This is a genomic window from Arthrobacter sp., from assembly GCF_030540645.1.
In the GTDB taxonomy this organism is placed as follows: Bacteria; Actinomycetota; Actinomycetes; order Actinomycetales; family Micrococcaceae; genus Specibacter.
The window spans coordinates 74,990-89,457 of the sequence record NZ_JAUNVV010000001.1 but is presented as its reverse complement, the minus strand read 5'-3'; the positions used below and the strand labels follow the sequence as shown (position 1 = coordinate 89,457).

At 58.6% G+C, this 14,468-nt stretch carries 13 protein-coding genes and 1 pseudogene; 2 read left to right on the top strand and 12 right to left on the bottom strand.

Annotation, left to right across the window (positions count from 1 at the left end; translation table 11 throughout):
* From Q4P21_RS00370 to Q4P21_RS00345, 6 genes and pseudogenes are all read right to left on the bottom strand, one after another.
* Positions 1-269, bottom strand: a pseudogene (locus Q4P21_RS00370) (hypothetical protein); the annotation flags it as partial.
* A 55-nt stretch (positions 270-324) separates the two neighbouring features.
* On the bottom strand, positions 325-669 hold the full coding sequence (locus tag Q4P21_RS00365; protein ID WP_303386887.1) for a TadE family protein: 345 nt from the start codon (positions 667-669) through the stop codon (positions 325-327).
* 131 nt (positions 670-800) lie between these two features.
* Positions 801-1,088 carry a hypothetical protein gene (locus tag Q4P21_RS00360; RefSeq protein ID WP_303386886.1) on the bottom strand — a complete coding sequence of 96 codons (288 nt, stop codon included), beginning with the start codon at positions 1,086-1,088 and terminating at the stop codon, positions 801-803.
* 72 nt (positions 1,089-1,160) lie between these two features.
* A complete protein-coding gene (locus Q4P21_RS00355) occupies positions 1,161-2,099 on the bottom strand; it encodes a type II secretion system F family protein (protein WP_369598831.1) in 939 nt (312 codons plus the stop codon).
* A complete protein-coding gene (locus Q4P21_RS00350) occupies positions 2,096-2,950 on the bottom strand; it encodes a type II secretion system F family protein (RefSeq protein WP_303386885.1) in 855 nt (284 codons plus the stop codon). The genes Q4P21_RS00355 and Q4P21_RS00350 overlap by 4 nt, the downstream gene beginning before the upstream one ends.
* Entirely contained in the window at positions 2,950-4,173 is a 1,224-nt protein-coding gene (locus tag Q4P21_RS00345; protein WP_303386884.1) for a CpaF family protein, read from the bottom strand. The genes Q4P21_RS00350 and Q4P21_RS00345 overlap by 1 nt, the downstream gene beginning before the upstream one ends.
* Before the next feature lie 197 nt (positions 4,174-4,370).
* Here Q4P21_RS00345 and Q4P21_RS00340 point away from each other — a divergent pair, with 197 nt between their 5' ends.
* Together Q4P21_RS00340 and Q4P21_RS00335 are read left to right on the top strand one after the other, a co-directional pair.
* Positions 4,371-5,093, top strand: coding sequence for an LGFP repeat-containing protein (locus tag Q4P21_RS00340; RefSeq protein WP_303386883.1), 723 nt, complete (start codon positions 4,371-4,373; stop codon positions 5,091-5,093).
* A gap of 619 nt (positions 5,094-5,712) precedes the next feature.
* The gene (locus Q4P21_RS00335; protein ID WP_303386882.1) at positions 5,713-8,772 is read left to right on the top strand and encodes a GH25 family lysozyme; all 3,060 of its coding nucleotides are present in this window, start codon (positions 5,713-5,715) and stop codon (positions 8,770-8,772) included.
* Between the two features lie 266 nt (positions 8,773-9,038).
* Here Q4P21_RS00335 and Q4P21_RS00330 read toward each other — a convergent pair whose 3' ends face one another.
* From Q4P21_RS00330 to Q4P21_RS00305, 6 genes are all read right to left on the bottom strand, one after another.
* Positions 9,039-10,166 carry a glycosyltransferase gene (locus tag Q4P21_RS00330; RefSeq protein WP_303386881.1) on the bottom strand — a complete coding sequence of 376 codons (1,128 nt, stop codon included), beginning with the start codon at positions 10,164-10,166 and terminating at the stop codon, positions 9,039-9,041.
* A 29-nt stretch (positions 10,167-10,195) separates the two neighbouring features.
* Complete coding sequence (locus Q4P21_RS00325) at positions 10,196-11,290, bottom strand: acyltransferase (protein ID WP_303386880.1); 1,095 nt, start codon at positions 11,288-11,290, stop codon at positions 10,196-10,198.
* Entirely contained in the window at positions 11,287-11,724 is a 438-nt protein-coding gene (locus tag Q4P21_RS00320; RefSeq protein WP_303386879.1) for a DUF2304 domain-containing protein, read from the bottom strand. Before Q4P21_RS00320 ends, Q4P21_RS00325 begins: the two co-directional genes overlap by 4 nt.
* Positions 11,725-11,728: 4 nt before the next feature.
* Positions 11,729-12,394: a glycosyltransferase family 2 protein gene (locus Q4P21_RS00315; RefSeq protein WP_303386878.1), complete on the bottom strand. Its 666-nt coding sequence runs from the start codon at positions 12,392-12,394 to the stop codon at positions 11,729-11,731.
* A gap of 109 nt (positions 12,395-12,503) precedes the next feature.
* Entirely contained in the window at positions 12,504-14,072 is a 1,569-nt protein-coding gene (locus tag Q4P21_RS00310; protein ID WP_303386877.1) for a hypothetical protein, read from the bottom strand.
* A gap of 153 nt (positions 14,073-14,225) precedes the next feature.
* On the bottom strand, positions 14,226-14,468 hold a 243-nt coding region (locus Q4P21_RS00305; RefSeq protein ID WP_303386876.1), incomplete at its 5' end, for a hypothetical protein.

The following is a 14,468-nucleotide window of genomic DNA, read 5'->3' as shown; positions in this document are numbered from 1 at the left end:
GCTGCCGTAAAGCCCATGTCCTCAACGGCCAGCTGCACTGCTTGTTCAGCTGCTTGGTGTGCGGAAGGCAGATCCTTGTGCAGGACGAACACCTTGGCGGCCTGGTCGGCCGCACCCACCACGGCATACGCGCCGCCTTGAACTTGGCCGACCGTCAGAATCAGATATGCCACAGGCACCATGAGCAGGACGGCCAGAAAAATGAATTCCACAATGGCACTACCGCGCTCCAGCCCCTGGTCCAGTTCTCCCTCGGACGCAGCCAGCACGGGCCCACCGGCTCCGGGCAACAGAAATCCGGCACTGCGTCTTGGCTGATTTGTCCTATTTCGTGATGACAGCATGGCCCGTCATCTCCAAGGTGCGGGCAGGCCCAAGCAGCCCCAGGACGGGCAGTGGCGCTTTGATGGACACCGTAAGCACGGCCAGCCCGTTGCGTGTTTCCACGTTCGCTGCAACATCCTGGACGTAGCCCGGTCCCAGTGCAGTGGATATCAGCATCGTTGCCCGCTCTTGGGCGTCTGCTGCTGTTCTATCCCCTAACGCTCCGTAACGGGCTGCGGAGGAGGCGGCGTCGGCCACTGTATTGCGCACGTGCAGCACCAGCGCCAACTGGATCAAGGCCACAAAGATCACGGTCACCAATGCGCCCACTAACACGAAATCCACGACGGCGGCCCCTGCCTCCCGGACGCCGGCAACAGATTGCTCCCTGTTGCCGAACAATCTTCGGGGCGCGTCCGGCAGGTGGAGACCACCTCCTAGACCTGGTGGTTGGCCCTTTGTCGTTGCCATGGCGCCTACGGTTGGACTTGTTCCATCGCCTGGGTGAACAATCGTTCGAGCGCAGGTCCGGCAATGGCCAGCAACCCTGCCACGAGCACAGCACTCATGAGGGTTATGAGGACCCAGCCGGGGACATCACCGCGTGTCCTGTCCGTGGCGGGACGCAGGGCCATGCTGGGAAACAGTCCCGCGAATTTCTCGTGCAGCCATGCGGCCACGTTTCCGCCAACATGAACCAGCGCTTGATGGAGCGCAATGAACAGCGCCATTACCATTTCCAATATTTTGTTCGTGACTTCCATGGTGTTTTCCCTCCAACGGGTGGTGTGCGAGTAGTGGTGATGGTTTTCCTGCCATGTCTTAGGTGTACGCAGCTAAAATCCAAACTGCAGCAGAGCCAGTCCGGGGAACACGGCAAAGACTACGGTGAGGGGAAGCACCCCAAAAATGAGTGGAACCATCATGGCGATTTCCTTCCGTCCAGCTGACTCCATAAGTTCCCGTTTGGCCACGTCGCGCACGTCCTGTGCCTGTGCCCGGAGCACCTCGGCCAGCGGTGTGCCTCGATTGATGGCCACACTGATCCCGTCAACAAATCGTGACAATGCGGCCACGTTGACCCGGGCCGAGAATTCGTTCAACGCCTCCACCAGCGGGGTTCCGGTGCGGGTTTGGGCCAGAACCCTCCCAAATTCGGTTGACAACACCCCGTGGGAGGAACGCGCCACCCTGTCCAGCGCACTGGCTGCGCTCTCCCCCGCGCCCACGGCCAGCGCCATGAGTTCGGCCAGCGCCGGAAACTCTGTCAGCATGAGTGCCTGCCTGCGCCGGATTCTAACGCCCAACAAATGGTCGTACAGCATGTAGCCGCCCAGCATGGGTGCCAGCGTGAGGGCCACTGCACCCATGAAATTGATGTTTCCTTGCCACAGCAGGAAAAGGGCACTCAGCATTCCCGCCAGCAGCCCCGCACCGGCACACAAGAACTGAACAGCCCGAAATTCAAGCGCGGTCTCTGTTCGCCCTGCCTGGTCAAGCTTGGCATTGAGCCCGCGGACACTGATGTTGAACCATGCCAAACGTTGCACGGCATCGGAAAGGACAAGGCGGAAGATCCTCTCCAACGGCCCAAACAATGCCGTGACTTCGTTCTCATCCAAGAGTTTGGAACGGCTCACGGCCGAGCGCAGCTGTGGTTCCACACGTTGGGTGAAGCTGGGCCTGCGCATGACAGGCAACCCGGCCAAAACCAGCCACAGCCCCGCCCCCATGGCGAGCCCGACGGCTGCCACGGTCCCCAAGTTCCCCATCATTGCAACACCCGCACTTCTTCAGGCAGAGCACCAATGCGCAGCATAATCCGGTAGCAAACAACGGAGGTCAGCAACCCACCGCCAAGGACAGCCCATCCGGCCGGAGAGTTGTAGGCGCCGATGGCTTCAGGTCGGCTGGCCATCAACATCAACACAATCCAAGGTGCCGCAACGGCAAGCCGTGCAGCGTTGACGGTCCAGGACTGCCGAGCTTCAAGTTCGCTGCGGGTGCGGGCGTGGTCACGCAGGAATTCCGAGAGCGTGCCGAGCAGTTTGCCCAAGTCCGAGCCACCCACATCCCGGGTGAGCCGCAGAGCTTCAACAATCCTGTCAGAGACTGGATCAGCCAAGTTTGACTTCAGCGATTGCAGCGCGCCTTCAAAGTGCCCGCTGGCGCGGTAGTCGGCTCCGAACGCCCGGAACTCCTCCCGCAACTGCACTGGTCCCTTGGTCCCCAGCTGTGCCAGTGCCTCGGGAAGGGACAGCCCGGCACGGATCGCTGAGCGCAAGTGGTCCACGACGTCGGGCCAGAGTTCTCGCATGACGGCCGTCCGGCGTCGTGAGCGCATGTTCAAAAGCGCAAAGGGGACATAGCCGCTGAACAGTCCAAAGCACAGGGCTATGGCCGGAGCTCCGGTCAGGACAAAGGTCACCAGCACCACGAACAGGGCCAACCCGGCTGCGCTGAGCAGCAGTGAAGCCGGCGTGACATGTGGGACGCCGGCCCGGTGGAGGAGCGCCTCGATTCTACTGGGCCGCCCGACCCGGGACTGGCGGTGTGGCTCGCTCCAGCACGCGTTCCAGATCAGGAACAGGCCTATGCCGGCAAGCAGCCCCAGTACCGCTGACATCAGGAGTCCGCCATCAGCGTTGCCACGTTGTAGCCTGCGGCAGCAAATTTTTCCGGTGCGGGCATGGCAGTTTCCGAAGCAGTCAGCACGCCGCCGACGGTGTTGAAGACCAGACCGGATTCGATGATGCCATTTTCCACCCGACGCCCCAAAGCCAAGATCTGCCCGACGCTGCGCTTGCCGTCGGGCGACCTGACGCAGTGGACCACCAAGTCGATGCACGCCGCCACTGTAGGTACGACGAACGCGGCCGTGATATTTTCTCCGGCCAGCAGCGGGAGCGTACAAATCTTCACAACGGCGTCATGAGCTGAGTTTGCGTGAACACTGGCCATTCCGGGCAGGCCGCTGTTCAGTGCGATGAGCATGTCCAGACTTTCTGCCTCCCGCACCTCACCCACGATGAGCCGGTCGGGGCGCATGCGCAACGCTTCCTTGACAAGGCGCCGCAGTGGGATTTCGCCGGCTCCTTCGAGGTTGGGTTGGCGGCATTGCAACCCCACAACATCGCGCAGCGGCACCTTCAATTCAAAGATTTCCTCCACTGTTACCACGCGTTCACGCGAACCGATGCCGGCGGCCAAACAGTTGAGCATCGTTGTTTTGCCTGCCTGGGTGGCGCCTGAGACGAGGATGTTCAGCCCGCTGCTGACGGCGGCACCGAGGAACCTTGCAGCCTGCGGTGTGAGGGATCCCAACTCCACCAGATGGTCCAGACGGCTGGCGCGTGCGGTGAACTTGCGGATGTTCACGGCCCAGTGGGTTTGGGTGATGTCCGGAATAACAACATGGAGCCGGCTGCCATCTGGAAGCGCAGCGTCCACGAACGGACTGCTTAAATCCAGCCGGCGCCCAGAACTCTTGAGCATGCGCTCGACGAGGTCACGCACCTGCTGTTCGGTAAAGACAATATCCGTCAGCTCTGATTCACCGTGCCGCGCCACAAACACTCGGTCAGGGGCATTGAGCCAGACCTCCTCAATGTCCGGATCGTCGAGGAACGGCTGCAAAGCGCCGAAACCGGCGACGGTGTTGAACACATGCCGGGTGATGTCCTCCCCTGTGGAGAGCGTGGGGACCGCACCCAAGAGCGAACGCTCACCGTAGTCATTGACGGCGGCCTCAACCAGTGCCCGCACCTCGGCACCCTGCCGGAGCGGATCAAGCCCTTTGCGCCGGATGAGTTCCCTGACTTCATCCTCGAGCAGTGCAAATGCATCCAATCAGACCACTTCCGCCCCTTTGCGGTGTTTGCCCACCTGTGTTCAGGAGCTTAGACCGGAGTGGTGAGACTCGCCAGAGGCAATTTGTCATCTGTGGATAAGTGGCACGAAATCTCTCCGAGAGACCTCATAATTGACGTTGGTGCACCAGTTGCCACCATTCCATTATTTGATCAACACATTCTGTGGGGAGAACCATGAAAAGAATACGCGCAGGCCTGCTGGCCGCTGTGCTCGCCGGCACCATGCTGCTGTCCGGCACTGCATTGTCCGCTTCGGCCTACACGCCCGAATTAAAGGGTGCCATCGGCGCAAAGTATCAGGCAATGGGCGGGCAATCGTCCCAACTGGGAAGTCCGCTCTGGGAAGAGTGGCCAGTACAAGGCGGCGCCCAACAAGACTTCCAATTCGGCATCATTTTCTGGTCCCGCGTCGGCGGTGCGCATCCCTTGTGGGGTGCCATCAATGCCAAGTGGTATCCAGGACACGAAGCCGGTTGGCCCATCAGGGACGAAGAGCAGCTAGGTCGCGGCGCTATCGCGCAGCACTTCACCAACGGAACCATGTATTACACACCACAGATCGGCTTGCACTACATAGGTGCCGGAATCCGGCAAGCATGGTGGAACAAGGGCGGGCAGACAGGTGTCGCTGGCTACCCGGTAGAAGATGAAAACACGTGGTATGCCGGAGGTGCGTACCAAAGGTTCCAAGGTGGAACTTTCTACTTCACTCCGCAATATGGGACCAAACTGATTCAGGGGGCCATTCGTGCGGAGTACGAGAACAACGGAGGGTATTGGTACTTGGGCCGGCCAGTAACCGACGAGTATGCTGCCAACGCCACGACCCGCGCCCAACGTTTCGAAGATGGCATCATCTACTGGTCAAACGGGCGGACGTGGGTAGCCCGGTTCTAAGCTCGCTCCCAAGTGCCGGTGAAGGTGCGGTTGCCACTCAAGGCAGCTGCATCTTTTCTGTCGCACCGGCCCACAAAGTTTCAGTTTTGTGCACTCCTTACCCGATAAGTGTGATATTGAGCAACTTTGATTGCATCGAAGCATCTTGGTTTGCTATAGGCTACGTGGCTTAATTCTTCAATACTTTGCAAGCCTCAGCCAATACCCTTTCAATTGCGGGAAGCCCGCAATCTGAGCTCACATCAACTCGATCACCCCGGAGTCCACCCATGCACCGCGCCCTTGCCTCCCCTCGCCCTCGATCTCACGGCTCATACAGGTTCAAGCTGACAAGAACCGCCGTAGCCGGGGCGCTGGGCATGGCCCTGGTTTTCGGCACCACAGTTCCCTCCGCATTCGCTTCGCCGGAGATGGTCAGCTCCACGGCGGAGAGCAGCGCTACACCCTCTACGGCACCCCTGCTTGATACCCATGCATGCCGACGGAGGGCCCGCCGGCCACCATCCATCCGGCGGCAGAGGCACCACCGGTCCAGGTGACTCCCTCCGAAGCCACCCAAGCTTCAGAAGCTTCAACGGTTGTTGGTTCTGTACCCACTCCGGAAAACCCTGGCGCCTTCATGGGACAGGGCATTTCGAAGCAGTCCCGGGGCATTGCCCTCAACTCCCCCATGACCATGCGCGGACTCGTGGACGAAGTCGCCACAGCACAAGTGGCCGCTACGCTGGCCGTCCCGGCAGGCATTGCCGGAATGGACGTCAGCGGCTGGCAGGCTGATCCGTCCACGCACTCGGTCAGTCAAGTGAATTGGACGGCACAGTGGTCGAAGGGATCGCGGTTCGTCTATGCAAAGGCCACTGAGGGAAGTTACTTTGTCGATGGCTCCCACAATTCCCACCTTAGCGGCGCACGCGGCGTGGGAATGCTGACAGGCGCATACCACTTTGCCATTCCTGCTCAGTCATCGGCAACGGTCCAGGCCGACTTCTTCATCCGCAACGGCGGCGCCTGGAAAGCCGGGGGCAGCACGCTTCCGCCCTTGCTCGACATTGAGAACAACCCTTACACCAATCCCGCTTCCTCCAGCTATTACGGCAATACCTGCTACAACATGACTCCAGCCGCCATGGTCGCCTGGATCAGCGAGTTCTCCAACCGTGTCCTGTCCCAGACAGGACGGTTGCCGATGATTTACACCAACTACTATTGGTGGCAGGAATGTACGGGGAACTCGCAAGCGTTCACAAACCAGCCGTTGCATATTGCCGCCTACACCAACTCGTCGCCGTGGATCCCTGGTGGTTGGAATACCTACAGCATGTGGCAGTTCAGTGACAACGGCCCATTTGCAGGTGACTCAAATGTCTGGAATGGCACCCTGGACGCGCTCAAGTTGTTTGCAGCATCTTCAGGCACTGCGGACTCTGCAGTCTCCGGCCCATCCATCCCCTCGCCTGCGGATCTGGTCGCTGTCGACAGTTCCGGCGCGTTGTGGAACTACCCCAAGGCAGCATCAGGGAAATATGGTGCACGGCAGCAGATCGGCAGGGGCTGGTCGGGCCTTCGCTCCTTGAACGTCATCGACTGGGATGCGGACGGATTCTTGGACATCCTGGCTCAGTGGGACGCTGGAAATCTCTCCGTCTACCGCGGTCTTCCCACGGGAGGCTTTGCAACAGCATTAACCCTGGCCGGTACAGGCTGGGCAGACAAGCAGCTCACAGTGGGCTACTGGCTCAACACCAGCAGCCGCCCACAAATTCTGGCGAAGTCCGCCGATGGCACCCTCCGGATGTGGACCACCAACAGCGCCGATCAAATTTCCAATGGAAGCCTCATCGGCCAGGGATGGGGCAAATTCAATCTCACCATGGTGGACTTCGACGGAGACCGCAAGCAGGACCTTGTAGCCCAAGACCCAGAAGGAGATCTTTACCTTTATCGGTCGAACGGTGCCGGTGCTTTCATCAATGAATCCCGCTCCAAAATTGGTCATGGATGGGCCGATTTCACCAGTGTGACGGTGTCCAGTGACTTCACCGCGGCAGGATCTGTAGGCTTGGTGGCCAGAAACCGAAATGGTGCACTGTCCTACTACCCGGTCCCCGGCAACTCCACCTTTGGTTCCCCCCTTGCCGTCGGTACGGGGTGGGGCAGTTACCAGATTGCAGGCGGCGATACCATCAACACCAGCCCACCCGCGGTCCAGCCTCCCGTGCAATCCCCGTCCATTGCAGCGGCTTCCGATGTCGTCACGGCCGATAGTTCCGGCAGGCTGTGGCGCCATGCAACAAAGAACACCGCTTTGGCAGCTCCGGTGCAAATTGGGACCGGATTCACCAAGGTCAAGTCGCTTCACGTCACTGACTGGAACGCGGACGGGGTTCTGGATCTGCTGGTGCAATGGTCCAGCGGAAAGCTCGCACTTTATCGCGGCTACGCGGGCGGCGGCTTTGCAGCTTCAGTCCTGGCCGAATCTGGGTGGGCCGAAGACAACATAACGGTCGGGCGCTGGGAAAATGGTTCGAAATTCCCCACCATCATCGCCGCAACCAAGTCAGGTGATTTGACATCCCGAACCACAACCGCCGGAGCAGCCATGGGTGCTGCCAAGATTCTCATCAAGGGCCTCACCAGAAGCCACCCGGCCATCATTGACTTCGACAGCGACGGGAAGCCTGATCTAGCAGTTGTCGACAACATTGGCCGCCTGTTCCTCTACCGCTCCAACGGCAACGGCGCTTTGCAGCAAGAGGGCCGGGCCCTGATCGGCCACGGCTGGAACAACATGTTGAGTGTGGGATCGACGATGGGGTCGGCCTCAGCCAAATCCCAAGGACTTCTGGCACGCAATGCAGCCGGCGACCTGCTCCACTACCCGGTGGCAAACTCCGGTTTCGGTGCCACCACTATCATGACCACTGGCTGGGTGGACAAAGTTGTCAGTGGGAGCCCCCTGCTGAACAAGAAACCTGCACTGGCATCTGTCGCTGACAGCGTGTCGGTGGATTCCGTGGGAACCGCTTGGACCCGTTCCGCGCCCGGAAACTCGACGCTGTCTGCACCTTTCCCGGTGGCCAGCGGATGGAAAGGCGCCAAGTCCGTTCATGTGACCGATTGGAATGCCGACGGCAACCCTGATGCCCTCGTCCAGTGGCTCAATGGAACAATGGATGTTTTCCCCAGCCTAGCCCAGGGTGGATTCGGAAATCCCATCCGCGTGGGATACAGCGGGTGGCAGAATATAGAGTTTACAGTCAGCAAATGGAACGCCGGGGATAAATACCCCAGCGTTCTGGGCAGAACCCAAACCGGCGACCTGATGCGCTGGGGGAACAGCTCTGGGCAAGGACTGGGTGCTGCGGTCCGGATCGGAAAGGGATGGGCTTCATCGCCCTTTGCCGTGGCGGATTTCGACTGTGACGGTCGTGTAGACGTCCTTGTCGTGGACAAATCAGGGGCCTTGCTCCTCTACCGGACCAATGGTTTGGGCGCTTTCACCAATGAGCCGCGACGAGTTATTGGCGGGGGCTGGACGGGAATGTCCAAAATCGTCGGAATTAGCGGATTCAGTGGATCTGGCAGCGCGGGAGTAATGGCAACCCAAGCCAGCGGCGCGTTGGTCTATTATCCCATCGTCACCAGCGGCACCTGGGGTACTCCCGTAGTCCTGCGATAGTATCCGTTCCCGGATATTGCTGTCAGTGGAAACTGGGTCCACCGGCTGGGCCACCCCTGGGATCTGTGGGGTGGCCTTGCTGGCATAGATTCACAAAAGGCCCGGACTCTTCGACTTGCGGATGGGGCCTGCGGGCAGGACCTTGACGGCGGAAATGGCCCTCCACGTATAGTCCATTGTGCTGGTTGTGGACTCGGTCTGTGGTCCTCTCGGCTTGATGGGCCGTGCGTTGATCGTCCTTACGGCTAACTTTGAGACGACAACGGCTAGGTTCCCGCAATAGTGCTTACCGAAGCCTCCCAAACAGCCGCTTGGGACTCCGCCGACAACGGCCAAGCTGCAGCGTTGGCTGCCAGCTTCCACTCAGAAACTTGATCCGCCTCCAACCCAGCCAAGACGGCACGCAGGGATGCAGCCGTGAAATCTTCAGTGACGACGCCCAAACTGAATTCCCTGACCAAGTTGACCATGGCAGGCGAGGGTCCTGTGATGACGCCTATCCGTGCTTGGACGGCCTCAAAGAATTTATTGGGGAGGGCATTTTGCAGATTGAAAGTTGAGTTCGGAAGAAAGCACATGGCTACGTCGTAGTCCCGCAGAAATGCAACAAGCTGCTCATAAGGCACAGGGTCCAGAAATTTGACGTTGGGGATGCCCCGTGCCTGCTCACGCAGCTCGGCAACATACTCAGGTTCATTCGGCATCACCACAAAATCCATCTGAACTTCCGGACCGACATCGCGCATGGCTTCGATGATCAGTTCAATTTTCCGGTATCTTTGTCCGGCACCGCTGTAAATGACTTTCACTGGTGCAACGGTCGCTGTCACTGCAGCGTCCAGGTACGGAGCGGCGTTGGTCACGACGCCCACCTTCACACCAAAATTTCTTGCGTACTCATCCGCAATACCCTGGCATACGGTGCTGACCGACCGGGCTTGAGGTAAATGCACCCGGCACATCCAATCCATGAATGGTGCAACGAACAAGCGCCATTTCCGATCCGATTCCTTTTCGCGGGGCGCATACTCGTGCAGATCAGAGTGGACCCCCAATCTGGGGTTGAGCTCCAATGCAAGCGGCAGAGTGTTGAGGTCATTGGCAAAAACTATGTCGAAGTGGTTTCTGGGCAGAATTGTTCGGGCCAGCTGGACTGCTGTCATTCCGTCGTAAACACGCCGGTAGTTCCTTGAGATCAAACCTAGTTTGTCCGACGACCAACCCCTCGCGTCCAGCGGCAGGGCGTAGTGGTCCTCCACTCCATTTGGGGCGTCACCGTAAGCACAAGTGCTGACGTGGTACTTGTCCTTGAAGAGCGCCACCTGCTTGAGCACTCTGGGGTCCGAACGAATGGGCGAAAACGAGAGAATGAGCATTGAAGGGCGCGTGGTCATGGAGTCCATTATCATCCATCCATCTCAGCTCAGAAAATGCGCTTGATGCCCGGTATCCGCAGTGCGATCACGGATACTGCAAAACTACCTGCGAGGGTTACCACGTAGGCAACGGCCAGAGCGCGCAGGGAATGCTGGGTCGAGACTCCTGTGAAGTTCAATCGAATCACTTCAAAAATGACGTAATGCACGAGAAATACGCCAAATGATGCCTCTGACATGGCCCTTACAGCCGAAGCACAGCGCTGTGGAATTTCCATTCCATCCGTGATCGATAGTGCAAGAACAAAAACGCCCAGTGAGACCGCAGCAACAAACAACCCAAAATATGACTCATTGATGAGAACGTCCACCTTCGGCAGCACTCCCCTGTTGCCATAATGCCAAATGGTGAACGACGCCATGGCCGCTACGGCCGGAACCAACCAGAAAAGATGCAACCCCTTGAGCCGCACGTTCCGCAGCGCGTAGCCCGCAACAAAATAGCCTGTGTAGGGAATCCACAATGTCAAAAAGTTTAGATTGATTGGACGCATGATGCCGTAGTGGCTGAGTACAGTCGGCAACAAGTAGGCGAGGATTGAAGTGACGAGCAATATTCCGGCAGTCCACAGGGACCAGCTGGGCTTGCCCATGCTCAAGAACAAGCCAATCACGGGAGCCACTGCGTAGAGTCCCACCACAATCCACAGGAAGTAAAGTTGAGTGAAAACGGACCCGTCGTACAGCAGCTGAAGAATCCTGGCCCCAGTCAGCTCTTCATGCCGCAACCAGATTCGCACGCCTACAAGGTAGATCAGATTCCAGGCGATCAAGGCGGGCAGTATCCTGGCTGCGCGTTTTCGGTAGAATTTCCCCGGTGATTCAAGCATGCGCTGGGAGCCAAGCAGCAAGGCACCCGAAATCATGATGAATACGGGAACCACCCAGATGAAGCCGATGTCAATGGCCGTGGCGGTCCACCACGACGGTCCGTTTTTGGGAGCAGCTCCCACCCGGACTCCGAATACATGAATGGCCACGACGCCGCAAATGCTGAGGATTCGCAACAGGTCCAGACCGTGGTTCCGTTTTCTGTTAACTTCCAGCCCGGCTTTCGCCGTCTCCAACTCAACCTCGTTCATTCCCGGGTTGACCCGTGGGACTTATTTTCCGGAATCAGGCTAGCCTCGGCGTCGTGCCCCGCGAGGTTGGCGCGGTCACGGGCGACGGCTGAGGGGGACTGTTCCACGTTCACTTCGTCAAGGGCAATTCTGCGGGACAGCTTGGTCATGGTGGTTTCCATGTTACGGAAACGTTGGTATGTGGTCGCCATAAAAACCAGAAAACTGACGATCAACCCGTAGAGAACCAGATCAGTTCCACGCCCGATCCCAAAGAACCTGGCTACGTGTGTGAGCAGTCCCGGGAAAAAAATCGACAAGACGGCCAGACACGTGAAGAACACCAACATGATGCGTCGAATGGCAAGATGCCTGGCATTGGAACCGCCGCGCATCAATGCCAGCGCCATAATGACAACGGCAAGAACCAACGCGATTTGAACTACAATTTGCACGAAGTCACCTAAACAACAGATCAGCGAGAATGTTAACGGAGTTCAGCAATGACTGCCCCTTGGCCTTGGAATAGTCTGTGTAAATAATCTCAACAGGCTCCTCGACCCATCTCGTCTTCATGGACGAAATCTGGTGGATGAGCTCGGATGCGTGAGCCATCCGGTTCTGCGTCAGGTTGATGCTTCGCGCTACCTGCGGGCTGAATGCGCGGAGTCCGTTGTGGGCATCGGTCAGGGCCATGCCGGTCGACATGCGTGACTGGATGGCTGCTGTTCTGAGAACCGTTCTCTTGGCCAGCGACATCTTCGTGCGCTTGTCCAAAAACCGCGAGCCCAGAACCACGTCAGCCTCACCTGATTTGATGCGGGCAGCCATCGACTGTGCATCCACAGTGCGGTGTTGCCCGTCGGCGTCAAAAGTAACAATGCAATCCAATTCCGGATCGTTTAGCGCGTACTCAATCCCTGTCTGGAGCGAAGCGCCTTGTCCCAAATTGACCGGATGCTGCACAACCACGGCCCCCGCGTCGCGGGCGGCCTCCTGGGAACCGTCAGTGCTGCCGTCATCGACGCACACAACGTAGGGAAACACCTCTTGGAGTCCGGAAATGACCGAAGCAACAACCGTTGCCTCGTTATACATGGGGATGACGATCCAAGTGCGACTCACCGGTCAAGTATCCCACAACGACCCGGAACCCATGGCATCAAGGGTTGTCAGGTGCACTTGCGGATCCACCTCTCGGGTTGCCGGCAACCTTCCAGTCGGAGGGGCTTCCTCACGGTATTTTTCTGACCCAAAGCTGCATGTTCCCTGTTGTGAGCCGCAGGGTAAATGATTCTTCCAACACACCCACCAGCTGTGGTGTCAAACCGTATGTTTCCAACGGGACACCTACTATGGCGGCATCGGATGCCAGCAGCCGCTCTGCCTCGCGCTCATCAACATCAGCATCGCGGTCTGGCGCATACTGGGCAACGGGCAGTCCTGCCGCCGAGACCATTCTGCTGCCGAAGAGGTCGACAGCCGGCCCACAGCCATGTGCAACCGAGCGGGAAAGCGTGTTTCCCATGACAGCCATGTACGAATAGGGCGCCCAGACACAATTAAAGGGCGCCGCAGCTGACTTCAGGGCCCCTGTGTCAACGCCTGGGAGTGGGCTCGGACTCAACAGCGCACCTTGGTCGGCGAAAGGCAGCAGAGCCACGAGGATCAGCACCGCGGCACCCGTGCGGAAGACAACGGAACTACCTGCCGGCATCTTCAAGCAGAGCCTCCCAACTACAGCGCCCAGAGACAGCGCAATATATGGCGCAGCAAAATTGGGGTATTGGTCAAAGAAGCTGCCTGAAACCAAGAAAATGAAAATGATGGCCAGCGCGAGAACAGACCACCAGAAGTGATCGCTCCAGAGTCTGGGAGGTGACTTCCGCCGCAGTTCCACAGCCAGCGGCAGGCAGAGCATCAGCAGGCCAAGGACAAAGATGGCAGATACGACGGTCAGGGGAAGATTCAACCCCACAAAGTGTTGCACTCGAAAGGAAAGGCCCCGGGTGGCGCCATCAGTCCTCTGCAGTTGTGCCTGAACAACTTGGCCAACCATCGCCTGCGGGGCGGCCACGAAAAACGGAGCGAGGATGACAATGCACGTTGCGAACCCCGCACCTGCATACACCATCAGTTCCCGAATGCCATGCCTGACCAGGATGATCACCGCAATAACGATGATGGGGATGACCGCCCAAACCTTGAAGCACAAGGCCACGCCCAGTAAAATAGCCGACAAAACCACCGCACTCCGCCGCGTGCCAGGGCTGCCCTCTCGAAGGCACACCAGTGCCGCCAATACAAAAAGATTAAGTACTGGGGAGAGCATGATCGAGCGTTCTGCGATGTTGGTGGCCTGCCAGACCGAGTAAAGTCCGGCACCCCCGAGAACTGCCAGGAATCCAAAACGCCGCAGCAGCACAGCCACAAGGACTGTATTCGCGGTCCCTATTAGAACAAAGAGGATGCGTGCGGCCCCAATGCCGGCGTTGTCCGAGGCCAAGTGCCCCAAAACTGCAAAGGGCAGCAGGAGGATCGCAATTCCCGGCGGATGCACCAGCACGAAGTCCCGGTAAGGAAGATTTCCGGCCAGCAGGTTGACGGCGGCAGCGTAGTGAACACCGTCATCGTAACCTCGAAAGCTGCCAAGGGCCCCTGATGCACTCAACGGAAGCAGGCGAAATAACAGGGCAAAGATGCCCAGTCCCACGATGAGAGGCAACAGCGCATCACGGGACGCCACCTCGACATCTGGCGACTTCCGTTGTCCCGGCAGGATCCTTTGCAGAAAAGTGGCCAATGAAATCCTTCCGGCTGCGGCTATGGGAGACCTGTTGAATTCGACTTGATTGGGCGAGAGAAGAGTGGGCTTGGATTGGTTCGCGGACCCCGCATGTGGTCACCCTTTTTGAATATAAGGGTCGCTACAGGTTTTGTTGGCGGATGGTCAGCCTCAGCGCTCGCCTGCTCGTGCCAGGGCGGCCAACGCATTGGTCATGGCAAACGGGCCATGGAGCAACTGTGCCCCTGTTTTACGGCGCATATTCCATAGAGCCCGGTCTGCTTCCGGGTCTGCCGCAACGATAATGTCCACTCCGCAGACTTCCGCTCGCAGAATCTTATCAGCCTCGAAAGCACGGGCAATACGGCGGGAATCAACGTTGTATCTCAGCAATCTGGCGAGAATCCCCATCGC